The organism is Microbacterium imperiale, assembly GCF_017876655.1.
Lineage (GTDB): Bacteria > Actinomycetota > Actinomycetes > Actinomycetales > Microbacteriaceae > Microbacterium > Microbacterium imperiale.
In genome coordinates this window covers 1,112,801-1,134,998 of sequence record NZ_JAGIOK010000001.1, presented here as the reverse complement: position 1 = coordinate 1,134,998, position 22,198 = coordinate 1,112,801, and the positions used below count along the sequence as shown (strand labels likewise).

21 protein-coding genes are annotated in these 22,198 nt (G+C 72.2%); 12 read left to right on the top strand and 9 right to left on the bottom strand.

Annotated features, from left to right (window positions below):
- Window positions 1–41: 41 nt before the first annotated feature.
- Together JOF37_RS05640 and JOF37_RS05635 are read right to left on the bottom strand one after the other, a co-directional pair.
- Entirely contained in the window at window positions 42–314 is a 273-nt protein-coding gene (locus tag JOF37_RS05640; RefSeq protein WP_210005907.1) for an HPr family phosphocarrier protein, read from the bottom strand.
- Window positions 311–664, bottom strand: a complete 354-nt coding sequence (locus JOF37_RS05635) for a PTS sugar transporter subunit IIB (RefSeq protein ID WP_210005906.1) — start codon at window positions 662–664, stop codon at window positions 311–313. Before JOF37_RS05635 ends, JOF37_RS05640 begins: the two co-directional genes overlap by 4 nt.
- Window positions 665–772: 108 nt before the next feature.
- Here JOF37_RS05635 and JOF37_RS05630 point away from each other — a divergent pair, with 108 nt between their 5' ends.
- Window positions 773–2,692 carry a BglG family transcription antiterminator gene (locus JOF37_RS05630; protein WP_210005904.1) on the top strand — a complete coding sequence of 640 codons (1,920 nt, stop codon included), beginning with the start codon at window positions 773–775 and terminating at the stop codon, window positions 2,690–2,692.
- 16 nt (window positions 2,693–2,708) lie between these two features.
- On the opposite strand, the gene JOF37_RS05625 is transcribed toward JOF37_RS05630, so the two are convergent.
- From JOF37_RS05625 to JOF37_RS05615, 3 genes are read right to left on the bottom strand one after another with little or no spacing between them, the layout of a single operon-like run.
- Entirely contained in the window at window positions 2,709–3,278 is a 570-nt protein-coding gene (locus tag JOF37_RS05625) for a GNAT family N-acetyltransferase (protein ID WP_210005902.1), read from the bottom strand.
- 26 nt (window positions 3,279–3,304) lie between these two features.
- Entirely contained in the window at window positions 3,305–5,005 is a 1,701-nt protein-coding gene (locus JOF37_RS05620) for a phospho-sugar mutase (protein ID WP_372445484.1), read from the bottom strand.
- A 38-nt stretch (window positions 5,006–5,043) separates the two neighbouring features.
- Window positions 5,044–5,877: a purine-nucleoside phosphorylase gene (locus JOF37_RS05615; RefSeq protein WP_210005900.1), complete on the bottom strand. Its 834-nt coding sequence runs from the start codon at window positions 5,875–5,877 to the stop codon at window positions 5,044–5,046.
- Window positions 5,878–5,945: 68 nt separating this feature from the next.
- Here JOF37_RS05615 and JOF37_RS05610 point away from each other — a divergent pair, with 68 nt between their 5' ends.
- On the top strand, window positions 5,946–7,409 hold the full coding sequence (locus tag JOF37_RS05610) for an NAD(P)H-quinone dehydrogenase (RefSeq protein WP_210005898.1): 1,464 nt from the start codon (window positions 5,946–5,948) through the stop codon (window positions 7,407–7,409).
- 71 nt (window positions 7,410–7,480) lie between these two features.
- On the opposite strand, the gene JOF37_RS05605 is transcribed toward JOF37_RS05610, so the two are convergent.
- Together JOF37_RS05605 and JOF37_RS05600 are read right to left on the bottom strand one after the other, a co-directional pair.
- Window positions 7,481–9,247: an acetyl/propionyl/methylcrotonyl-CoA carboxylase subunit alpha gene (locus JOF37_RS05605; RefSeq protein ID WP_210005890.1), complete on the bottom strand. Its 1,767-nt coding sequence runs from the start codon at window positions 9,245–9,247 to the stop codon at window positions 7,481–7,483.
- 78 nt (window positions 9,248–9,325) lie between these two features.
- Complete coding sequence (locus JOF37_RS05600; protein WP_210005888.1) at window positions 9,326–9,982, bottom strand: Maf family protein; 657 nt, start codon at window positions 9,980–9,982, stop codon at window positions 9,326–9,328.
- Between the two features lie 60 nt (window positions 9,983–10,042).
- Between JOF37_RS05600 and JOF37_RS05595 the strand changes: the two genes are divergently transcribed.
- From JOF37_RS05595 to JOF37_RS05580, 4 genes are read left to right on the top strand one after another with little or no spacing between them, the layout of a single operon-like run.
- Window positions 10,043–11,347 carry a class I SAM-dependent RNA methyltransferase gene (locus JOF37_RS05595; RefSeq protein ID WP_210005886.1) on the top strand — a complete coding sequence of 435 codons (1,305 nt, stop codon included), beginning with the start codon at window positions 10,043–10,045 and terminating at the stop codon, window positions 11,345–11,347.
- 9 nt (window positions 11,348–11,356) lie between these two features.
- Complete coding sequence (locus JOF37_RS05590) at window positions 11,357–12,013, top strand: response regulator transcription factor (protein ID WP_210005885.1); 657 nt, start codon at window positions 11,357–11,359, stop codon at window positions 12,011–12,013.
- On the top strand, window positions 12,003–13,241 hold the full coding sequence (locus tag JOF37_RS05585) for a sensor histidine kinase (RefSeq protein WP_210005883.1): 1,239 nt from the start codon (window positions 12,003–12,005) through the stop codon (window positions 13,239–13,241). The genes JOF37_RS05590 and JOF37_RS05585 overlap by 11 nt, the downstream gene beginning before the upstream one ends.
- Window positions 13,238–14,308, top strand: a complete 1,071-nt coding sequence (locus JOF37_RS05580; protein WP_210005882.1) for a hypothetical protein — start codon at window positions 13,238–13,240, stop codon at window positions 14,306–14,308. The genes JOF37_RS05585 and JOF37_RS05580 overlap by 4 nt, the downstream gene beginning before the upstream one ends.
- Before the next feature lie 211 nt (window positions 14,309–14,519).
- Here the strand turns inward: JOF37_RS05580 and JOF37_RS05575 are convergent, their stop codons facing one another.
- Entirely contained in the window at window positions 14,520–14,744 is a 225-nt protein-coding gene (locus JOF37_RS05575; protein WP_210005881.1) for an acyl-CoA carboxylase subunit epsilon, read from the bottom strand.
- Complete coding sequence (locus tag JOF37_RS05570) at window positions 14,741–16,330, bottom strand: acyl-CoA carboxylase subunit beta (protein WP_210005880.1); 1,590 nt, start codon at window positions 16,328–16,330, stop codon at window positions 14,741–14,743. Before JOF37_RS05570 ends, JOF37_RS05575 begins: the two co-directional genes overlap by 4 nt.
- Window positions 16,331–16,459: 129 nt before the next feature.
- Here JOF37_RS05570 and JOF37_RS05565 point away from each other — a divergent pair, with 129 nt between their 5' ends.
- The 6 genes from JOF37_RS05565 (at window position 16,460) to JOF37_RS05540 (ending at window position 22,192) form a co-directional block, all read left to right on the top strand.
- On the top strand, window positions 16,460–17,248 hold the full coding sequence (locus tag JOF37_RS05565; protein ID WP_210005873.1) for a biotin--[acetyl-CoA-carboxylase] ligase: 789 nt from the start codon (window positions 16,460–16,462) through the stop codon (window positions 17,246–17,248).
- 72 nt (window positions 17,249–17,320) lie between these two features.
- Window positions 17,321–17,875, top strand: a complete 555-nt coding sequence (locus JOF37_RS05560) for a PH domain-containing protein (RefSeq protein ID WP_271174817.1) — start codon at window positions 17,321–17,323, stop codon at window positions 17,873–17,875.
- A 91-nt stretch (window positions 17,876–17,966) separates the two neighbouring features.
- Window positions 17,967–19,094 carry a 5-(carboxyamino)imidazole ribonucleotide synthase gene (locus JOF37_RS05555; RefSeq protein WP_210005872.1) on the top strand — a complete coding sequence of 376 codons (1,128 nt, stop codon included), beginning with the start codon at window positions 17,967–17,969 and terminating at the stop codon, window positions 19,092–19,094.
- Between the two features lie 109 nt (window positions 19,095–19,203).
- The gene (gene purE, locus JOF37_RS05550; protein WP_210007687.1) at window positions 19,204–19,671 is read left to right on the top strand and encodes a 5-(carboxyamino)imidazole ribonucleotide mutase; all 468 of its coding nucleotides are present in this window, start codon (window positions 19,204–19,206) and stop codon (window positions 19,669–19,671) included.
- Window positions 19,668–21,110, top strand: coding sequence for an LCP family protein (locus JOF37_RS05545; protein WP_210005870.1), 1,443 nt, complete (start codon window positions 19,668–19,670; stop codon window positions 21,108–21,110). The genes purE and JOF37_RS05545 overlap by 4 nt, the downstream gene beginning before the upstream one ends.
- A complete protein-coding gene (locus JOF37_RS05540; protein ID WP_210005869.1) occupies window positions 21,107–22,192 on the top strand; it encodes a glycosyltransferase in 1,086 nt (361 codons plus the stop codon). The genes JOF37_RS05545 and JOF37_RS05540 overlap by 4 nt, the downstream gene beginning before the upstream one ends.
- Window positions 22,193–22,198 lie beyond the last annotated feature (6 nt).

Sequence of the window (22,198 nt, the reverse complement as noted above, 5' to 3'; positions counted from 1 at the left end):
TCCTTCGTCTCGTCCGATTTCGTATCAGTGGTCGTTCGTCGTCACTCGTCGTGGTCGGTGGCGAGCAGATCCGCGAGTTCGTCGAGGACGTTCTCGGCGTTGTCGCCACCGGCTGTCAGGGTCACGTAGTCGCCGTACTCGACGCCGAGTGCGATGACCCCGAGGATGCTCGCCGCATTGACCGGCGAACCGGATCCCTTGGCGATCGTGACATTCGCGCCGGACTGCTTGACCGCCTGCGCGAACAGCTTGGCAGGTCGGGCGTGCAGCCCGTTGGACGATCCGATGCGGACGGTGCGCGATGCCTCGCTCATGAGGAGGTCCTCTCCGTTGAAGGGATGTCGGTGCTGGAACGGGGGTGCGGAGGGGCCGGCGCGGTGACCAGCGCGAGCGTCCGGCTGCCGTCGAGATCTCGGAAGATGTCGTGAGGCATCAGGATGACGCGCGTCCCGCGAGCAGCCGCGGCCTCGGTGATCCGGTCCAGCTTCGGGATGAGCTGGGGTCCGACGAGAACGACATCCGCCGCGTCGAGATCGATCGGCAGTGACTGCTCGGTTCCGGCGGTGGCGGTGATGTCCAGGCCGCTCGCCTGCGCCGCATGGCGAACCCGCTGTGCGACGAAGGTGCTCGACGCACCAGCGCCGCATACGACCAGGATCCTCATCGACCCGCCTCCTCCTCCGAACAATTGTTGTGAGCGACCTGGGAGGAGACAACCCATTCCTGCTTCCGCGGGGGCGGAAGACGGGCCCGGCCATGATGGAATGGGAGCGTGACCAGGAGCCGGCAGGATCGCGTTCTCGCGATCCTCGTGCGCGACGGCGACTGGGTGACCGCTTCCGGGCTCGCGGACGCGATCGGCGTCACCCCGCGATCGATCCGCAGCTACGTCACGGCGCTCAACGCGCGCGTGCCCGACGGCGTCGTGGTCGAGTCCGGCCCGCAGGGGTATCGCGCCGGCCCCGACAGCGGGTCGGCGGTGCACGTCGGCGACGGCGGAACGCCGCGCGAGCGGCTGCACCGGCTCGTGCGCTCGCTGCTCGACGCCCCCGACGGCATCGACGTCTTCGAGACCGCGGACGCCTTCTTCGTGAGCCCCGCGACGATCGACGCCGACCTCGGACGCGTGCGCGGTCTGCTGGGCGGCACCGAGCTCAGCCTCGAGCGCACCGCGTCGCGGGCGCGCCTGCGGGGCACCGAGATGGCGCAGCGGCGACTGCTCAGCCGACTCGCCCACGAGGAGACCGACGACGGGTCGTTCGACCTCGACAGCCTTCGCCGCACCCTCGGCGAGCGGTCGGTCGGCGCCGTGGCCTTCGGCCCGTTCAAGGACGACCTCGTCGCCGAGCTGACCGAGCTCGGCTACTTCGTCAACGAGTTCGGCATCGGCGATGTCGTCATGCACATCGCGATCGCCGCCGACCGGATCGCCCGGGGTCGCGCGCTCGAGGTGGCCGAGGCCGATGACGCCGCGTTCCGGGCCGAGGTCGGCGACATCCTCGACCGCCTGACCCGCCGGCACCTCGGTGTCGTGCTCGGCTCGGGCGACCGCCAGCATCTCGCGGCGCTCGTCCTCACCCGCGTGGTGGCGCCCGGCGCGACCGAGCCCGCAGCGCTCATCCGCGAGCGCATCGATCCCGACGTCGCGGCCGCGGTGCGCGACGTCGTCCGCCGCGCGGCCGCCGAGTTCCTCGTCGACATCGACCAGGAGGACTTCGTGCTGCGCCTGTCGCTGCACGTGCAGAACCTCCGGCACCGCGCACGCGAGCAGGCGTGGTCGCGCAATCCGCTGACGCGTTCGCTCAAGACGACCTATCCGATGATCTTCGAGGTCGCGGTGTACATCGCCGATGCGCTGCGCGGGCTGCTCGGCATCCCGTTGCTCGACGACGAGATCGCGTACATCGCCATGCACGTGGGCGGGCGCCTCGAGCGCAGCCGGCTGTCGGCGCAGGCGCTCACGGCGACGATCGTGTGCCCGGGTTACTACGAGCTCCACGAGCTGCTGCGCTCGAGCGTCGACCGGTCGCTCGGCCAGGCCCTCGACGTCGTCGGCGTCGAGACCCGCGTCGACCCGGACTGGGCGTCGATCGACACCGACCTCATCCTCTCGACCATCGCGCCGCCGGCGATGAGCGACCGCATCGTGCACATCCAGCCCTTCCTCACCGATGCCGACATCGACCGCGTGCAGGCGGCGGCGGGGCGGGTGCGCCGGGCGCGGCGCCTCGCGCGCCTGCGGGCCGAGCTCGAGCGCTACTTCGATCCGGCTGCCTTCGTTCGCGGTATCGATGGCGCCGCCGGCGAGGACGGCGTCATCCGACAGCTCGGGTCGCTTCTCGTCGACCAGGGCATCATCGACGACGACTACATCGACCGCACCATCGAGCGCGAGAAGCTCTCGTCGACCGCGTTCACCGACGCCCTCGCGGTGCCCCACGCCATCGGCATGACGGCGACGCGCACGGCGATCTCGCTCGGGATCGCCGACCCCTCGATCGCGTGGGGCGACGGCCGGGTTCAGGTCGTCGCGATGGTGGCCTTCTCGGAATCCGACCGCGCGGCGTTCCAGACCGTGTTCGAGCAGCTCGTCGAGGTCTTCAGCGAACGCGAGAGCGTGCAGCGGCTCGTCCGCCGCGGCACGAGCTTCGGGGCGTTCCTCGACGAGCTCGTCGCCGTCGTCGACGGCTGACCCGGTCCGCTCGCGCTCAGCGGGCCAGTCGCGCGTCGAGTCCCAGCTTGACCGCGGGCCACTCGTGCGGGAGCACCGAGTAAACGACGGTGTCGCGCAGCGTTCCGTTCGGGCCGAGCCGGTGGTTGCGCAGGACGCCGTCCTGCTTGGCGCCGAGGCGCTCGATCGCGGCGCGGGACTGCCGGTTGTGCCACGACGTGCGGAACTCGACGGCGATCGCATCGCAGGCCTCGAAGGCGTGGGCGAGCAGCAGGCGCTTGGCCGCCGTGTTCACGGCGGTGCGCTGCACGGCTGGTGACAACCAGGTGTGGCCGATCTCGACGCGGCGGTTCGGCTGGTCGATGTTGCAGAACGTGGTCATCCCGACGGCGACACCGTCCCGCAGCACCGCGAACGGGTTCATGTGACCCTCATCGCGCCAGGTCAGCCGCTGCGAGATGTCGTCGGGCACGGATGCCGGCACCGACGTGTACCAGGCGTACTCGAGACCCGCGGTGGCCCGAGCAAGGTCGTCGGCGTGGTCGGTTGCCAGGGGAACCAGGCGCACGTGGTCGTCGGCGAGCTCGATCGGCTCCGTCAGCAGCATCCCCGAAGCCTAGCGGCGCCCCTGGTTCAGCTGAGCCCGGCGAGCAGCTCGCGCACGCCGGCCTCGAGGTCGGCGAGACGGGATGCCGCGTCGGCGGCCGAGTCCCCGCGTACGTCGAGGTAGAGCTTCAGCTTCGGCTCGGTACCGCTCGGGCGCACGAGGATGCGAGCGTCGCCGTCGAGCCACAGCCGCAGGATGTCGCCGAGCGGCGGGCCGGCGACGGGAGCGGCGAGGTCTTCGAACGAGACGACCGCGGCGCTGCCGATCCGAGCGGGCGGCGCCGAACGCAGTGCCGTCGTGATGCGGCCGATGACCGCGAGGTCGTCGACGCGGACCGACACCTGCCCACTGGCGAAGCTGCCGAACTCGGCGTCGAACTCGGCGAGCAGGTCGCCCAGCGTGCGCCCGTGCTCGCGCGCCTCGGCGGCGAGGCCGAGGATCGCGATGGCGGCGGAGATGCCGTCCTTGTCCTTCACGGTCTCGGGGTTGACGAGGTAGCCCAGCGCCTCCTCGAACCCGAACACCAGGTTCGGAGCGCGAGAGATCCACTTGAAGCCGGTGAGTGTCGCGTGGAAGGCGAGGCCGTAGCGCTCCGCGACGACCTGCAGCGCCGGCGACGACACGAGCGAGCAGGCGAGCGAGGAATCGGCGGCCACACCCTGTTCCGCTGCTCGGCGGGCGGCGCGCCACCCCAGCAGGAGTCCTATCTGATTGCCCGTCAGCCGGTGCCAGCCGCCCTCGGCAGCGGCATCCGGGATCGCCACGGCCAGGCGGTCGGCGTCGGGGTCGTTGGCGAGGATGAACTCGGCGTCGTTCGCCCGCGCGGTCTCGAACGCCAGGTCCATCGCCCCCGGCTCCTCCGGGTTGGGGAACGCCACGGTCGGGAACCGGCCGTCGGGCTCGGCCTGCGCGGTCACCGGCACGGGGTGCGGGTAGCCCGCCGTGTCGAGGATGCGCAGCAGCGTCTCGGTGCCGACGCCGTGCATCGCGGTGTAGACCCAGCGCATCCCGCTCGCACCGGCCGGCGCGGGGGCCACGGTCGCCGTCGCGGCGACGTAGGCCTCGATGACGGCTTCGTCGGCGATCTCGTACTCGTCGGTTCGGGGGAGCGCGGCGATGTCGCCCGCGTCGGCGACGCGTTGGATGTGCGCGGCGATCTCGCCATCGGCGGGCGGGACGATCTGCGACCCGTCGTCGGCGCCGCCGAGGTAGACCTTGTAGCCGTTGTCGTCGGGCGGGTTGTGGCTCGCGGTGACCATGACGCCGGCGTCGGCACCGAGATGGCGCACCGCGAAGGCGAGCACCGGGGTCGGCAGCAGCCGCGGCAGGAGGATGGCGCGCAGCCCCGCTCCCGCGAAGACCTCGGCGGAGTCGCGGGCGAACTGCGCCGAGCCGCGACGTCCGTCGTAGCCGACGACGACGACGGGCGGAGCATCCGGGCCGGCTTTGTCGAGCAGGTAGCCCGCCAGGCCCGCGGCGGCCTGCGTGACCAGGACGCGGTTCATGCGATTGCTGCCGGCGCCCAGACGCCCGCGCAGGCCCGCGGTGCCGAAGGCCAGGCGGGTGGCGAAGCGGTCGATGAGGTCGGCCTGCGCGCCCGGATCGCCCGACTCCGCCGCGGCGATGATCGCGCTCAGCTCGTCGCGCGTCTCGGGATCGGGGTCCTGCGCGAGCCAGGCCCGCGCCGCCTCCAACGGGACCACGGGCGCCGGGGCCTCGGCCGACACCTCGCGCTCGTCCTCCGGCGCCGCGCCGGTCGCGCCGCTCACAGCGCCTCGATCACGCGGGCGAGCAGCGCCGAGATGACGGGCTCGGCCTCGCGACCGGCCTCGATGACCTCGGCATGGCTGAGCGGCGTCTCCTGGATGCCGGCCGCGAGGTTCGTGATCAGCGAGAAGCCGAGGATCTCCATGCCGGCCTCGCGCGCCGCGATGGCCTCGAGCGCGGTCGACATCCCGACGATGTCGCCGCCGATCGCGCGCGCCATCCGGACTTCGGCGGGCGTCTCGTAGTGCGGCCCGCGGAACTGCGTGTACACGCCCTCGTCGAGGCTCGGGTCGATCGTGCGGGCGATGTCGCGCAGGCGAGACGAGTACAGGTCGGTGAGGTCGACGAACGTCGCGCCCTCGAGGGGCGAGTCGGCCGTGAGGTTCAGGTGGTCGCTGATGAGGACGGGCTGCCCGGGGCGCCAGGTCGGCTTGATGCCGCCCGCGCCGTTGGTCAGCACCATGATCTTCGCGGCGGTCGCCGCGGCGGTGCGGACACTGTGCACGACGCGGCGGACGCCGTGGCCCTCGTAGTAGTGGGTGCGCGCCCCGATCACGAGAATGCGCTTGCCCTCGGGGGTGACGATGCTGCGCAGGGTGCCGACGTGCCCCTCGAGCGCGGGCTTGCTGAATCCGGTGACGTCGGTGGCGGCGATCGTCGCCGTGGTCTCGCCGATGAGTTCGGCGGCGCGGCCCCAGCCGCTGCCGAGGGTCAGAGCGATGTCGTGACGCTCGACGCCGGTGATGCGGGCGATGTCGGCCGCGGCCTGCCGTGCGACCTCGAGGGGGTCGGCGGCGGGGTCGTCGAGCGGGTGCGCGAAGGTGTCGGACATTCCTCCACTCTAGGACGCGGTGAGCCCGCCGCCACAGGCGTGCGCGCGGCCCCTGGACCTGAGCAAGAATGGAGATCATGTCGCCTCTCAGCTTCGAGCGCACCCAAAGCGTCGCCGTCCTCGGCGGCGGTCCCGGCGGATACGAGGCGGCGCTGGCCGCCGCGCAACAGGGCGCGGAGGTGACGCTCGTCGAACGTGCCGGCGTCGGCGGCTCGGCCGTCATCACCGACGTCGTCCCGTCGAAGTCGCTCATCGCCACGGCCGACGCCGCGGTGGCCATCAGCGAGGCGTCCGACCTCGGCGTGCAGCTGTTCGCGCGGTCCGACTCGGGCACGCCGCTCAAGCCCGAGGTCGCCATCAACCTCGCCGCCGTCAACCGCCGACTGCTCGCGCTCGCGCGGCAGCAGTCCGACGACATGCGCGCCCAGCTGATCGAGGCGGGCGTGCGCATCATCTCCGGTCACGGGCGCCTCGACGGCCCCCACGCGATCATCGCCTCGACCGGTCCCGGCGGCACGGACTTCGACCGCGTCGAGGCCGACACCCTCGTGGTCTCGGTCGGCGCGTCGCCGCGCGAGCTGCCCAGCGCCAAGCCCGACGGCCAGCGGATCCTCACGTGGACCCAGCTGTACGACATGAAGTCGCTGCCCGAGCACCTCATCGTCGTCGGGTCGGGCGTGACGGGCGCCGAGTTCGCCTCGGCGTACATGAACCTCGGCGCGAAGGTCACGCTCATCTCGAGCCGCGACCAGGTGCTGCCGGGCGAGGACGCCGACGCCGCGGCGGTCATCGAGAAGGTGTTCAAGCGCGGCGGGATGACGGTGCTGTCGAAGTCCCGCGCCGAGAAGGTCGAGCGCACCGACGACGGCGTCGTCGCGACGCTCTCGGACGGGCGCACCGTCGAGGGCAGCCACTGCCTGCTGGCCGTCGGCTCGATCCCCAACACCGCCGGCATCGGCCTCGAGGAGGCCGGCATCCAGCTGACCGAGTCGGGTCACATCCAGGTCAACCGCGTCGCGCGCACGTCGGTGCCCAACATCTACGCGGCGGGGGACTGCACCACCTTCGTCCCCCTCGCCTCGGTCGCCGCGATGCAGGGGCGCCAGGCGGTCTTCCACGCGCTCGGCGACACCGTGATCCCGCTCGAGCGGCGTCGCATCACCGCGAACATCTTCACCGCTCCCGAGATCGCGACGGTGGGACAGCAGCAGAAGGACATCGAGTCGGGCCTCGTCAACGGCTACGTGCACAAGCTGCCGCTGGCCGCCAACCCGCGGGCCAAGATGATGGGCGTCAAGGACGGCTTCGTGAAGATCATCGCCCGGGAGGGATCGGGCACCGTCATCGGCGGCGTCATCGTCGCCCCGCGTGCGTCCGAGCTCATCTACCCGATCGCGATCGCCGTCGAGCGTCGCCTGACCGTGGACCAGGTCTCGCGCGTGTTCGCGGTCTACCCCTCGCTGACCGGCAGCATCACGGATGCCGCGCGCGCGATGCACCTCGTCCAGCGGGACGAAGACCCGCTCTCCTGAGCCGCGCTCCGCGGCATCCGCTCGGCCGAGCCGGATGCGGTGCCGCGGAGCAAACCCGGGGGGACGCTGCCTCAGGAGATGGTGAGCAGTGCGTGACCCGCGCCGACCGTGGTGCCGGGAGCCGCATCGATCGCGCCGACGACGCCGTCCTTGTGGGCCTGGATGGGCTGCTCCATCTTCATCGCCTCGAGCACGACCACGAGGTCGCCCTTGACGACCTGCTGGCCCGCCTCGACCGCGACCTTGACGACGGTCGCCTGCATGGGCGACTTCACCGCGTCTCCGGATGCGGCTGCGCTCGCGCTCGCCGCGTGCGAGCGACGTGACGGCGGCACCTGAGCCGGGCGCCCCACGGCTACCGGGGCCGATGCGACGCGGTCGGGCAGGCTGACCTCGAGGCGCTTGCCCGAGACCTCGACGACGACCGTGTGGCGGCCGGCCGGCTCGGCGGGAGCCTCGAGCTCGCCGTCCCAGGCGGGGATGTCGTTGACGAACTCGGTCTCGATCCAGCGGGTGTAGACGCCGAATGTGCCGTCCGCGGCCGTGAAGGCCGGCTCGCGCACCACCTTGCGGTGGAAGGGCAGCACGGTCGGCATGCCCGCGACCTCGAACTCGTCGAGGGCGCGGCGCGAGCGCTCGAGGGCCTCTTCGCGCGTGCGGCCCGTCACGATGATCTTGCCGAGCATCGAGTCGAACGCGCCCGAGACGGAGTCGCCCGCGGTGACGCCGGAGTCCAGCCGGATGCCGGGGCCGCCGAAGGTCTTGAAGACGTGGATGTTGCCCGGCTGCGGCAGGAAGTTGCGGCCCGGGTCCTCGCCGTTAATGCGGAACTCGATCGAGTGGCCGACGGGCGCCGGGTCGTCGTAGTCGAGGACGCCGCCCTCGGCGAGACGGAACTGCTCGCGCACGAGGTCGATGCCGGTGACCTCTTCGGACACCGGGTGCTCGACCTGCAGACGGGTGTTGACCTCGAGGAACGAGATCGTGCCGTCGGCGCCGATCAGGAACTCGCATGTACCCGCGCCGACGTAGCCGACCTCGCGCAGGATCGCCTTCGACGCCGAGTACAGGATGTCGTTCTGCTCGGGGGTCAGGAAGGGCGCGGGCGCCTCTTCGACGAGCTTCTGGTGGCGACGCTGCAGCGAGCAGTCGCGAGTCGAGACGATGACGACGTTGCCCTCGGCGTCGGCGAGGCACTGGGTCTCGACGTGGCGCGGCTTGTCGAGGTACTTCTCGACGAAGCACTCGCCGCGCCCGAACGCCGCGATGGCCTCGCGGGTGGCGGACTCGAACAGCTCGGCGACCTCGTCGAACTCGCGCGCGACCTTGAGTCCCCGGCCGCCGCCGCCGTACGCGGCCTTAATGGCGATCGGCAGGCCGTACTCCTGCGCGAACGCGATGACCTCGTCGGCGCCCTCGACGGGTCCGGGCGTTCCCGGCGCGAGCGGAGCGCCGACCTTCTCGGCGACATGCCGTGCGGTCACCTTGTCGCCCAGCGCCTCGATCGCCTCGGGGGAGGGCCCGATCCAGGTCAGCCCCGCCGCGATGACGGCGCGGGCGAAGTCGGCGTTCTCGGCGAGGAAGCCGTAGCCGGGGTGCACGGCGTCGGCGCCCGAGCGGCGGGCCACCGACAGGATCTTCTCGATCGACAGATAGGTGTCGGCGCTCGTGGAGCCGTCGAGGGCGTAAGCCTCGTCGGCCAGGCGGGCGTGCAGAGCATCGCGGTCCTGGTCGGCGTAGACGGCGACGGACGCCTTCCCGCTGTCGCGGGCGGCGCGCACGATTCGGACGGCGATCTCGCCGCGGTTCGCGATCAGGACCTTGGCGATCTCAGGCATGAATGCCAGCCTAGCGAGCCGAGGGCCTCCGCTTTTGGATCACTCGCACAAACTGAGCGGCCGAACGTCGGTGGAACGCTACGAAACGGGCTCGCGGTTCCACAGATCCGTCCACGCGACGCCGAGTTCGCGCACGAGCCGGCGGAGGGTCGACAGCGACATCCCGACGACCGTCGAGGGGTCGCCCTCCACGCGCGTGATGAACGCGCCACCGAGGCTGTCGACGGTGAACGCCCCGGCGACGTGCAGCGGTTCGCCCGACGCGACGTACGCCGCGATCTCGGCGGACGTGACGTCGTCGGCGAACGTGACGGCCGCCTGCGCGACCGCGTGCGCTTCGCGCGGCTGCTGCCCGGGCGCGACCCGGTAGACCGAGTGGCCGGAGTGCAGGATGCCGGTGCCCCCGCGCATGCTCTCCCAGCGGGCGGTCGCGACGGCGGGCTCGAGCGGCTTGCCGAGCACCTCGCCGCCGAAGGCGAACATCGAGTCGCCGCCGATCACGACGCCGTCGAAGTCGGGCTCGAGCTGCGCGAGGGTCGCCACCACGTCGGCGGCCTTGCGCCGCGCCAGCAGCAGAACATGCTCGTCCGGAGGCAGCATCCGTCCCTCGGCCGCCTCGACGGCAGCGATGACGCCCTCTTCGTCGACCTGCGGCGAGCGAGTCACGGGCTCGATGCCGGCCTGTCGCAGCAGCATCAGGCGGGCGGGGGAGGTCGAAGCGAGGCACACGCGCATGCCGCTCACGCTACCGGCGCACCGCCCTCGTGCGGCCGCGGCGTATGGGACCATCGGAGGATGCAGCCCGGCGACACCATCGACCTCGACGTCACCGACGTCGCCCACGGCGGCGTATTCGTCGCCCGTCACGAGGGACGCGTCGTGTTCGTCCCGGACGCGATCCCCGGCGAGCGGGTGCGGGTGCGCCTGACCGACACGTCGAAGTCCTCGTTCTGGCGGGCCGAAGCCCTCGAGGTCCTCGATGCCTCGACGCACCGGCGTGCGCACGTGTGGGCGCCCGCCGACATCGGCACGCCGCCGGAGCGCCGCCCGGGCGGCGCCGACCTCGGTCACATCGAGCTCGGCCACCAGCGCGAGCTGAAGTCCCACGTCATCACCGACGCATTGCGGCGGTTCGGCGGCCTCGAGACCGCGGTCTCGGTCGAGCCGGCGGGAGCCGATGAGACCGGCGACGGCACGGGATGGCGCACGCGCGTCAGCCTGCACGTCGACGACGACGGGCGCGTCGGCCCGTTCGCGGCCCGCTCGCACCGGGTCGTCGAGGTGGACGACCACCCCCTCGCGACCTCCGCCATCGCCGAGGCCATCGCCCGCGGTCGCTCCGCCGCACCCGGACGCCTCGACCTCGTCCAGCCCGCCGACGGCCGTGTGCGCGTCCTGCCCCGCGCCGAAACGGCCCGCCGGAACGGTCGCGGTGGTCGCGGACGGCCGCGGACGGCACCGGATCCCGCGCTGCGGGAGGTCGTCGTCGAGCGAGTGGGCGACCGCGAGTTCCGCGTCGACGCTGGCGGGTTCTGGCAGGTGCACCGGCTGGCCGCGACGGCGCTGACGGATGCCGTGCAGCGCGGCCTGCGCGAGGCAGGGCGGGCCGACCTCGACCCCGAGGCGTGGCACCTCGACCTCTACGGCGGCGTCGGTCTGCTCGCCGCATCGATCGCGGAGCTGGGCGGACCCGCCACCCGCGTCACGAGCGTCGAGTCCGACGAGCGGGCCACCGACCACGCCGGCGAGAACCTCGTCGACTGGGTCGGGGCGCGCGCCGAGACCGGGCGTGTCGACCGATGGCTGACCCACCTCGAGCAGTCGGCGTCGCCGGCCGAGCGCGCGCGGCTGCGCTCGGGCGTCACCGTGCTCGACCCGCCCCGGTCGGGTGCCGGGCGGGATGTCGTCGACGCGCTGCTGCGGCTGCAGCCCGCCACCCTCGTCTACGTGGCCTGCGACCCCGTCGCGCTCGCGCGGGATGTCGCGCAGCTGCGGACCGGCGGGTACGAGCCGCTGTCGTTGCGCGGCATCGACCTGTTCCCGAACTCGCACCACGTCGAGACCGTCGCGGTACTGACCGCTCCGGGTGCCCTGTCCTAGGCTGAGCGCATGACGCGGGTGGCTCTCATCGACGATCACGAGTCCGTGCGGCTCGGGCTCGCCGCCGCCTGCGCCCGCTCGGGCGTCGGCGAGGTCGTCTTCTCGGGCAGCACCGTCGCCGAGTACGTGCGGTGGCGCAGCGACTCCGGCGAGCCGCCGGCCGACGTCGTCGTGCTCGATCTCATGCTGGGCGACGGGGCCACCGTCTCCGAGAACGTCTCGCGCCTCGTCTGGAACGGCTCGCAGGTGATCATCCACAGCGTCGCCGACCGGCCTGCCGCCGTCCGTCAGGCGCTCGCGGCGGGCGCCCTCGGCGTCATCAGCAAGTCGGCCCGCACCGACGACGTCGTGGCCGCGATCGCGACCGTCGCGCGCGGCGAGCATCTCGACAACGTCGAGTGGGCCAGCGCCGTCGACGGCGACCGCGCGTTCGCCGACGCGCAGCTCTCCGCCCGCGAGCGCGATGTGCTCCGGCTCTACGCCGCCGGACTGCCGCTGAAGTCGGTCGCGGAACAGCTCGGCATCGCGTACTCGACGGCCAAGGAGAACATCACGCGGGTGCGCGTGAAGTACGTCGAGGTGGGCCGACCTGCGCCCACGAAGGTCGACCTGCTCCGCCGCGCGATGGAGGACGGCCTCGTCTCAGAGACCTCCGATGCCCGCTGAACCGTCGGCGGCCGCGGTGACCCGGCCGCGCGGCCCCGCGGAGTTCCGCGAGGCCCTCGCGCAGACACAGCGCTTCACGCAGTCGCGCATCGACCGCATCCTGGGTCTCGTCGTCGGATCGGGCAGCGCCATCATCGGTGTGCAATCGCTCGTCGGCGCGCTGAGCGCCCCCGTGGGCGATCGCTTCTGGAACACCGTGCTGCTGGTGGTCGTGCTGGGATCCCTGCTCATGATGTGCGTCGCGCTGCTCACCTCCCGCGGGGTGCGCGCCTTCTCGGGCCTGGTCGCCGGCGTCTTCCCGGTGGCGATCGTGCTGTGGCCGCTCGCCGCGGGCGACACGACGACGGTGGACCAGCAGCCGTGGCTGTGGTTCCTCATCAACGTCGGCACCGTGGCCGCCGTGTTCTGCTTCCCGCTGCCGCTGCAGATCGTGTGGGCGTTCCTCTTGCCCGTGCTCTACGGCGTCGTGCGTCTCGTGCTCCTCGGCCTGCATCGGGCGACCCTCGTCGACGTCGCGCTCGACACGGTGTTCGCGATCATCCTCGCGAGCGTCCTCATCGTCGTCGGCTGGATCCTCCGCTCGCTCGCGGCGAGCATCGACGCGGGCCGCGAGAGCGCGGTCCGCTCGTTCGCCCAGGCGGCGTCGGCGGACGCGGTCGAGAAGGAGCGCGTCGCCGTCGCGGCGCTCATGCACGACAGCGTCCTGGCCGCCCTCATCGCCGCCGAGCGCGCCGAGACCGACCGCGAGCGTGCGCTCGCGGTGTCGATGGCCCGCGACGCCCTGACCCGTCTGGCGAACGTCGACCAGGAGGCGGGAGAGGGACCCGACGCGCCTGTCCCGGCCGAGGCGATGGCGGCCGAGCTGGCCGCGACGACCGAGCGCCTGCATCCCGCCGCGCGGTACATCAGCAGCATCGATCCGGGCGCGAGCGCCGTGCCCGGGCGGGTCGCCCGCGCCCTGCACCTGGCCGCCGCGCAGGCGGTGACCAACGCGGTCGAGCACGCGGGCGGAGCTGAGCTGCACGTGACGTTCCGGGCCGACCCACGGGGTCTGGAGATCCGTGTGCAGGACGACGGCCCCGGCTTCGCCGCCGATCGCGTGGCGGAGGACCGCCTCGGCATCCGCGCCTCCATCGTGGCGCGGGTCGCGGCGGTCGCCGGCACCGCGACGGTGACCTCCGGGCCGACCGGCACGACCGTGGCGATCGTGTGGGAGGGGTCGTCGTGAACCGTTCCGTTCGCTGGGTCCTCTCCGCGCTCGGCGTCGCCTTCACCGGCTACCTCGCCGTCGGCGGGATGTTCTGGACGCGGCCCGTCGATTCGCCGGTGGTGCTGGTGCTGACCCTCGTGGTGTACCTCGCCGTCGCCGGTCTCTGCATCTTCTGGCCCACGCGGCCGATGGCCGCCGCCGAACAGGCCCACCCCGTCGGCGGCGCGGTGACGGCCGTCACCGCCGGTCTGAGCCGCCCGGCGCCGCTGCCCCTGTGGATCGCCCTGCTCGCACTCGCCGTCACGGCGGTCATCCCCTCGGCGACGTGGTGGGCGGCAGGCGAGGAGGGGCGGTTGCAGACGTTCGCCACCTGGAGCCTGGGCGGCCTCGGCGCGCTGCTGGCCATCCTCGTGGTGCGTCGGCGTTCCCTCATCGCCTGGACCGGGGTGGCGGTGATGTTCGTCGGGTCGGTCGTCTGGATCGGCATCGGCCCCACGCTGTCGCTGGGAGCGGTGGGCTCGGCGATCTGGGTGGGCGGGGCGCAGATCATCGTGCTGCTGATCGACCGCGCCGCCGTCGAGACGGCGGAGCTGACGCGGCTGCAGCGCGATGCCTCGGAGTGGCTCGCGACGCAGGAGGGGCGCCGCCGCGAGCGTCGGGTGCGCGTCCAGCGGGCGCTCGCGGTGGCCGGTCCCGTGCTCTCGCGCACGATCGCCGCCGGGGGAGCGCTCGACGACGACGAGCGCCTCCAGGCGCGGTTGGCCGAGGGACGGCTGCGCGACGAGCTGCGCGGTCCCCGCCTGCTCGACGACGCGGTGCGCCGCGTGCTCGAGGAGGTGCGCCGCACGGGCTCGCACGTGACGTTCCTCGACGAGGGCGGGCTCGACGGACTGGACGAGCGCGAGCTCGCGGCCATCCGCGCCGAGCTCGCGACGATCCTCGACGGCGCCCGATCAGAGCGGCTCTACATCCGCACCTCGACGCATCCCGACACCGCCGTCACGGTGGTCGGACGGTCGCGTCACGACGACGCGGCCGAAGAGACGGTCGACCTGTGGCGCGAGATCGCCCGGCCGAAGAAATGACCGCCCCGCCGAAGAAGTAGGGGAGCGAGTCGCTCGCTGGGGGCGAGGGGCGGCGAAGCCGCCCGCCCCTCGCCATGCGAGTGGTTACCCGAAAACCGACCCGCAGCAGTCGCCGGCGTTGAAGCTCAGGCGACCGAACGCAGAAGCGTTCCAGCACATCCAGTTTGCGCGATGCGCGCGGGGCTGTCTGTAGGTATTTCGGGGGACACCGTCACCCGGTGAACCGACCCCAGCCGTAGCCGCGGCGCAGCGGCGCGCGCAGCGCCCGGGCCGATCGGCGCCAGGCCGACTCGGCCGGGGCGTCGTCGGCGATCGCCTCGGCCGCCTCCTGGGCGTACGACTCGCTGACCACGGCGATGACCGCCGCGAGCTCCTCGGGCGTGGGATCCCCGCGGCGCACGTCGATGCGCACGGGCTCACCGTCGCTCGCGCTCACAGCGGGATGTTCCCGTGCTTCTTGGCCGGCAGCTCCGCCCGCTTGCCGCGCAGCGCGCGCAGCGACTTGGCGATGTAGACGCGGGTCTGCGCGGGCTCGATGATCCCGTCCAGCTCACCGCGCTCGGCCGCCAGGAACGGCGACGCGACGTTGTAGGTGTATTCCGACGCCAGACGCGAGCGTACGGCCGCGACGTCCTCGCCGGCCTCCTCGGCGCGCTTGATCTCGCCGCGGTACAGGATGTTGACGGCGCCCTGACCGCCCATCACGGCGATCTCGGCGGTCGGCCAGGCCAGGTTGACGTCGGCGCCCAGCTGCTTCGAGCCCATCACGATGTACGCCCCGCCGTAGGCCTTCCGCAGGATGACGGTGACGAGCGGCACGGTGGCCTCGGCGTAGGCGTAGAGCAGCTTCGCGCCGCGGCGGATGACGCCGGTCCACTCCTGGTCGGTTCCCGGGAGGTACCCGGGGACGTCGACGAGGGTGACGATCGGCACCGAGAACGCGTCGCAGAACCGCACGAATCGGCTCGCCTTCTCACCCGCGTCGATGTTGAGGGTTCCGGCCATCTGCGAGGGCTGGTTGGCGATGATGCCGACGGTGCGTCCCTCGACGCGGCCGAACCCGATCACGATGTTCGGGGCGAACAGCGGCTGCACCTCGAGGAACTCGCCGTCGTCGACGATGCCGCCGATGACCTGGTGGATGTCGTACGGCTGGTTGGGGGAGTCCGGGATGATCGTGTTGAGCGTGCGATCGCCGTCGGTCGTCTCCCACTCGAAGCCGCTCTCGTACACGGGCGCGTCCGACATGTTGTTGTCGGGCAGGAAGCCCAGCAGCGAGCGGGCGTAGTCGATCGCGTCGTCCTCGTCCTCGGCCAGGTAGTGGGCGACACCCGAGCGCGTGTTGTGCGTGTGCGCACCGCCGAGCTCCTCCATGCCGACGTCCTCGCCGGTCACGGTCTTGATCACGTCGGGACCGGTGACGAACATCTGGCTGGTCTTGTCGACCATGATCACGAAGTCGGTGAGGGCCGGCGAGTACACGGCGCCGCCCGCGGCGGGCCCCATGATGATCGAGATCTGCGGGATCACGCCGGAGGCGGCGGTGTTCAGGCGGAAGATCTCGCCGTACTTGCCGAGGGCGACCACGCCCTCTTGGATGCGGGCCCCGCCCGAGTCGAGGATGCCGATGATCGGCATGCCGCCGCGCAGCGCGAGCTCCATGACCTTGATGATCTTGTCGCCGGCCGACTCGCCGAGCGAGCCGCCGAAGGTCGTGAAGTCCTGCGAGTAGACGGCGACGGTGCGGCCGTGGATCGTTCCGACGCCCGAGACGACCGAGTCGCCGTAGGGGCGCGAGCGGTCCATGCCGAACGCCGTCGTGCGATGACGGACGTATTCGTCGAGCTCGACGAACGAACCCGGGTCGACGAGCATCTCGATGCGTTCGCGGGCGGTCAGCTTGCCCTTCTTGTGCTGCTTCTCGCGCGCGACGGTCTCGGCTTCGACGACGGCCGTCTGATAGCGGGCGCGCAGATCGGCGATCTTGCCGGCGGTCGTGGACAGGTCGGGCTGGTCGGTCACGCGTTCCACCCTATCCAGCGCGGTCGCGCAGCCGTTGGAGCCCGGCCACAACGAGGAGCGGAATCGTCTGTCGGATTCCGCGGATGCAACCCCTCGCCTGTGACGGATGCCGCACCGTAGAGTGCCGCCATGACGATCCCCGAAAGCGGCTACCCGCGCGCCGCAGCCGTGACGCCCCGCCTGCATGTCGTCGACCACAGCGACTCCACCAACGCTCAGCTGCGACACGATGTCGAAGCCGACCCGCAGGGGCATCCGCACCTCTCGGTCCTGCTCACCCGGGATCAGCGCGCCGGGCGCGGCCGTCTCGATCGCAGCTGGACGACCCCGCCGGGCACCGCGCTCGCCGTCTCGGTGGTGTTGCGGGTCGACGCGGTGCCGGTGCCGGCCCGAGGCTGGATCCCGCTGGTCGCCGGGGTCGCCATGAGCGAGGCCGTCGCGGCGCAGCTGCCGAAGTCGGACGTCGGACTGAAGTGGCCCAACGACGTGCTCGTCGACGGCCGGAAGATCAGCGGCATCCTGGCTGAGGTCCTGCCGGGGGAGGCCGGGGACGTCGTCCTGGGCGCCGGGGTCAACACGACGATGGCCGAGGTCGACCTGCCGGTCTCGACCGCCACGTCCTTCGCTGCGATCGGCGCGGAGGTCGACGAGGACCGCCTGCTCGCGGACTTCCTCACCGGGCTGCGCGACGGCATCGCCGAGCTCGCCGTCGACGGCGCCGCACCGCGGCTGCGCGAACGCGTCGCCGGCGCGTGCCTCACCCTGGGGGAGCGGGTCACGGTGTCGCTGCCCGACGGTGAGGTCCTTGCCGGCACCGCTAGGCGCCTCGACGAGGACGGGCGCCTCGTGGTCGACACGGGCGCGAACGAGGTCGCGGTGGGCGCCGGTGACGTCGTGCACGTGCGCCGGGCCGACTGAGCGCGACGCACGCGGCGTCGTTCGCGGGCGTGCCGTCACCGGGTTGGGGCGACGGCGGGTGAAGATGGAGCTGTGAGTCAGCCCGCGGCATCCTTCGGCCGCCCCGTCGCGCCCGCGCCGGGGGCAGCCGCCCCCGAACTGCGCATCGCGCGCGTGCGCCCGCAGGCGCGCGGCATGGTGTGGCCGGCGCTGCTGCTGATCGCGCTGGCCGGTGCCGTGGGGTTCTTCTCGGGCAACCTCCCCGAGCCGTTCACCGACCTCATGCTGTGGTCGGCCGCGGGCATCGTCGTGCTGCTGCTCGTGGTGCTGCCATACCTGCGGTGGCTCGGGCACGCGTACACCATCACGACGCGGCGGGTCATCGAGACCTCGGGGCTGCTGGTGCGGCGCCGCGGCGAGCTCAGCCACATCCGCGGCTACGCCATCAACGAGACGCGCGGACCCCTGCAGCGGCTGGGCCGCAGCGGCACGCTGACCCTCTCGAACGGCGTCGACCCGTCGCTGCGGCTGCGCAACATCCCGAACGTCTCGCTCGTGCACGAGGTGCTCGCCGACCAGGTCGAGGTCAGCCAGATCCTCGCCCACCGCGACTCGCACAGCATGCCGGCGATCACGCCCGACGCCTGATTCCGCCACGGCGTCGGCCCGGTGCCGACGCGCGCATGCGGGCGGCCGCGCGTGTGCGCGAAGATGGAGAGCGAAACCCGGAGGAGGCGCCATGTCGTTGCGAGTCGGAATCGTCGGCGGAGGGCAGCTCGCCCGCATGATGATCGCCCCCGCGGTCGAGCTGGGCCTCGACGTGCGGGTGCTGGCCGAAGAGCCGGGCATGGCCGCGGGGCTCGCCGCCACCGCCACCGGCGACTACCGCGACCTCGAGACCGTGCGCGCCTTCGCCCGCGACGTCGACGTCATCACGTTCGACCACGAGCACGTGCCGCAGGACGTCCTGCGGGCGCTCGTCGCGGACGGGATCGCCGTGCACCCGGGCCCGGACGCCCTCTTCTACGCCCAGGACAAGCTGCGGATGCGCGCGAAGCTCGCCGAGCTCGGCATGCCGCAGCCCGAGTGGGCGGCGATCTCGGATGCCGCCGAACTGCAGGCCTTCCTCGACGCCAACGGCGGCCGGGCCGTCGTGAAGACCCCGCGCGGCGGCTACGACGGCAAGGGCGTGCGCGTCGTGTCGACGGCAGCCGACGCGGCCGACTGGATCGAGGCGCTCGAGCCCGGCGGACAGCTGCTCGTCGAGGAACTCGTCGACTTCACGCGCGAGCTCGCGCAGCAGGTGGCCCGCCGCCCCTCGGGCTCGTGGCGCGCCTACCCCGTCGTCGAAACCGTGCAGCGCGGCGGTGTCTGCGCCGAGGTGATCGCGCCGGCGCCGCGCGCCGGTCAGCGACTAACGGATGTCGCCGAGAGCATCGGCGTCGCGATCGCCGAGGGGCTCGGAGTGACCGGCATGCTGGCCGTCGAGCTGTTCGAGACCGCCGATGACCGACTGCTGGTGAACGAGCTGGCGATGCGCCCCCACAACAGCGGCCACTGGAGCCAGGACGGCGCCGTGACGGGGCAGTTCGAGCAGCACCTGCGCGCCGTGCTCGACCTGCCGCTCGGCGACACCGAGCCGCGGGCGCCGTGGTCGGTGATGATCAACATCCTCGGCGGGCCGGCCGCCGACAGCCTCGAGTCGCGCATCCCCGGCGCCCTCGCGGCCCACCCCGGCGCCAAGGTGCACACCTACGGCAAGGCGCCGCGCCCCGGCCGCAAGGTCGGTCACGTCAACCTCACGGGGTCGGATCTGGATGCCGTCGTCTCGGACGCACGCGGAGTGGCCGCACACTTCGACGACTGAGGCTGTCGGCCCCGTGCCGCTCCGGGGTTTCCCCAGGCTCCCCGCCTAACCTGGATCGGTGACATCCTCGCCGCTGCATTCGTCGGACGCGCCCCTCGTCGGGGTCGTCATGGGTTCGGACTCCGATTGGCGCGTGATGAGCGACGCCTCGCAGGCGCTCACCGAGCTCGGCATTCCGCACGAGGTGGAGGTCGTCTCGGCCCACCGCACCCCCGACAAGCTGCTGCGCTACGGGCGTGAGGCGCGCGGTCGCGGCCTGCGCGTGATCGTCGCCGGAGCCGGGGGAGCGGCGCACCTGCCGGGCATGCTCGCCTCGCTCACGCCCCTGCCCGTCGTGGGCGTCCCGGTGCAGCTGGCCACGCTCGACGGTTTGGACTCTCTGCTCAGCATCGTGCAGATGCCCGGCGGCATCCCGGTCGCAACGGTGTCGATCAACGGCGCCAAGAACGCCGGCCTGCTCGCGGCGCGGATCATCGGCGCCGCCGACCCCGCGGTCGCGGACCGGCTCGAGGATTACGCGCGTTCGCTCGAGCAGCAGGTCGACGAGAAGAACCGCCGGCTGAAGGAGTCCCTGTGAGCGTGGCCGCACCGCCGCGGGGTTCCGCGCGCCCGCGGGGCCGCAGCCTCGTCGAAGAGCGGCCGCTGCGGCATCCCGACGCGTCGTCGCCCGAGATGATGGGCCGTCGCGGATGGTGGCTGGTCGTCATGAACTTCCTGCTGCCGGGGTCGGCGCAGGTGCTCGCGGGCAACCGGCGTCTCGGACGCTTCGGACTCGGCGCGACGATCGTGATGTGGCTGCTCGCGCTGATCACGGTGCTCACCGGCCTGCTGTGGCGACCGCTGCTGTTCTCGCTCGCCACGAACTGGTTCGTGCTCCTCCTGGTACAGGCTGTCATCGCGTTCTACGCGGTGCTGTGGATCGTCCTGACCATCGACACGCTCCGCCTGGTCCGACTCGTCCGGGCGTCCACGATCGCCCGCGTCGGCGTGCCGCTGCTGGCGATCCTGCTCGCGGTCGCCTCGACATCGGCGGCTGCGTGGACCTTCGACCGCGTCAACTCGGTGCGCGAGACGCTCAGCAGCGTCTTCGGCGCCAGCGGACCGAGCGTCCCGCCCTCGGACGGCTACTACAACATCCTCCTGCTCGGCGCCGACAGCGGCGACGGGCGCGACTCGATGCGATTCGACTCGATCTCGGTCGTGTCGGTCAACGCCGAGACGGGTGCCACCACCATCACCGGCATCCCGCGCGACATGGGACACTTCCCGTTCGCCGAGGGGCCGATGCGCGATCTCTACCCCGACGTGCACGAGGGTCGCATCGACCCGAGCTGCGGATGGAACAGCGGCATCAACCAGCTGCGCACCGAGGTCGAGGTCTGCCGTGACGGCGACGCGCTGTATCCCGACGCCGTCGCCGACGGGTCGTCGCCGGGCGTCGAGGCCACGAAGGATGCCGCCGAGGGCATCCTCGGCATCACGATCCCGTACTACGTCTTCCTCGACATGAAGGGCTTCGCCGACCTCGTCGACGCTCTCGGCGGCGTGGACATCAACGTCATCGAGCGTCTTCCGAAGGGCGGCGGGCCGCAGTACGAGGGCCAGAGCGCCGAGGACTGGGCCGAGGGCTGGATCGAAGCCGGTCAGCAGCACATGGACGGCGACACCGCGCAGTGGTACGCCCGCTCGCGTTACACCACGAGCGACTTCGACCGCATGCGCCGCCAGCGCGAGCTGCAGCAGGCGATCCTCGCGCAGATGACGCCGCAGAACGTGCTCGACCGCTTCACCGAGATCGCCGACGCCGGGCAGGTGCTCGTGCAGACCGACATCCCCGCCGATCTGCTGCCGTTCCTCGCCGACATCGCGATGAAGGCCAAGGAGCAGCCGGTCACGACGATCGAGCTGACCCCCGAGAACGGCATCGAGGAGCGTGACCCCGACTTCGCGCTGGCGCAGGAGATGGTGCGCAACGCGCTGCACCCGCCGACTCCGGAAGCGGAGAACGAGGGATGACCACCGTCCTCAAGCTCGTGCTCGACCAGCTCGCCGACGTCGTCGCCGCCGACACGGCGGAGGCATCGCTCGAGGTGGCGCGCGCGCTCATCGCCACCGCCCCCGCCCGCTGCGAAGTGGCCGGGGTGGTCGCCTCGGATGCGGGCAATGCCGCCGCCGCGATCGCCGGTCTGGCGCAGACCGTCCGCGCACCGTTCCCGCGCACCGGACTGCTGGCCTCGTGGCCCATGGGCATCACGGGGGGAGTGGCCGGGGGACTGCTGCACGCCCCCACGCTCCTCGCCCCGCTGGTCAAGCACGACCGTGCCCACGACCTCGAGCAGACCGTCGTGACGGTCTGGGACCTCGCCGCGTGGGAGACTCCCGCCCTGCTGCCCAGGGCGACGGTGCTGGCTCAGCGCGCGCTGCTCAAGCGCGCCGAGAAGCACGCGGATGCCGTGGTCGTCCCGACCCACGCCCTCGCCGAACGCCTCGCCGAGATCGCCCCGCGGCTCGGAGCGCGGGTCCGCGTCATCCCCGGGGCTGCGCCGGACGGGTTCCGCGTGCCCACGGACGCGATCGGGCGCCGCCGCGAGCTCGGGGTTCCCGACCGGGTCGCGATCGTCGCCGGCGGCACCGAGGAGCAACTGCGCGCCGTGCTGTCGTCGATCGCCGGCGAAGAGACCGTCAGCGTCGTGATCTTCGACGAGCCAGCCGATATCGCCGGCGTGATCGAGAACGCCGGCATCGCCCGCGACCGGGTGATCATCCCCGGCCGACTGGATGCCGCCGACCGTGCGGCCGTCCTCGACGCCGCGGTGCTGCTGATCGCGCTGTCGGAGCAGTCCGCGTTCCCGTGGCGCGCCATCGAGGCGATGGTGCTGGGCGTACCGGTCGTGGCCGCTGATTCGCCCGTGCACCGCGAAGTGCTGCTCGACGGGGCGCGCATCGCTCCGTTCGCCGAGCTGCGCGACGCCGCCGGCGAGGTGCTGGCCACCCCCGACGAGCTGCACCGATGGGCGGTGCGGGCCGGTGATCGCGGACGGGCCTTCTCGTGGCGCGATCACGCGGAGCGGGTCTGGGCGCTGCACGCCGAGCTGTGACGCGCC

What these genes read in the sequence shown, in the direction of transcription:
- JOF37_RS05640 (WP_210005907.1), bottom strand. Translation starts at nt 314, where the DNA reads ATGAGCGAGGCATCGCGCACCGTCCGCATCGGATCGTCCAACGGGCTG.
- JOF37_RS05635 (WP_210005906.1), bottom strand. Translation starts at nt 664, where the DNA reads ATGAGGATCCTGGTCGTATGCGGCGCTGGTGCGTCGAGCACCTTCGTC.
- JOF37_RS05625 (WP_210005902.1), bottom strand. Translation starts at nt 3,278, where the DNA reads ATGCTGCTGACGGAGCCGATCGAGCTCGCCGACGACCACGTGCGCCTG.
- JOF37_RS05615 (WP_210005900.1), bottom strand. Translation starts at nt 5,877, where the DNA reads ATGTCCGACACCTTCGCGCACCCGCTCGACGACCCCGCCGCCGACCCC.
- JOF37_RS05610 (WP_210005898.1), top strand. Translation starts at nt 5,946, where the DNA reads ATGGAGATCATGTCGCCTCTCAGCTTCGAGCGCACCCAAAGCGTCGCC.
- JOF37_RS05605 (WP_210005890.1), bottom strand. Translation starts at nt 9,247, where the DNA reads ATGCCTGAGATCGCCAAGGTCCTGATCGCGAACCGCGGCGAGATCGCC.
- JOF37_RS05600 (WP_210005888.1), bottom strand. Translation starts at nt 9,982, where the DNA reads ATGCGCGTGTGCCTCGCTTCGACCTCCCCCGCCCGCCTGATGCTGCTG.
- JOF37_RS05595 (WP_210005886.1), top strand. Translation starts at nt 10,043, where the DNA reads ATGCAGCCCGGCGACACCATCGACCTCGACGTCACCGACGTCGCCCAC.
- JOF37_RS05590 (WP_210005885.1), top strand. Translation starts at nt 11,357, where the DNA reads ATGACGCGGGTGGCTCTCATCGACGATCACGAGTCCGTGCGGCTCGGG.
- JOF37_RS05585 (WP_210005883.1), top strand. Translation starts at nt 12,003, where the DNA reads ATGCCCGCTGAACCGTCGGCGGCCGCGGTGACCCGGCCGCGCGGCCCC.
- JOF37_RS05565 (WP_210005873.1), top strand. Translation starts at nt 16,460, where the DNA reads ATGACGATCCCCGAAAGCGGCTACCCGCGCGCCGCAGCCGTGACGCCC.
- JOF37_RS05555 (WP_210005872.1), top strand. Translation starts at nt 17,967, where the DNA reads ATGTCGTTGCGAGTCGGAATCGTCGGCGGAGGGCAGCTCGCCCGCATG.
- purE (WP_210007687.1), top strand. Translation starts at nt 19,204, where the DNA reads ATGGGTTCGGACTCCGATTGGCGCGTGATGAGCGACGCCTCGCAGGCG.
- JOF37_RS05540 (WP_210005869.1), top strand. Translation starts at nt 21,107, where the DNA reads ATGACCACCGTCCTCAAGCTCGTGCTCGACCAGCTCGCCGACGTCGTC.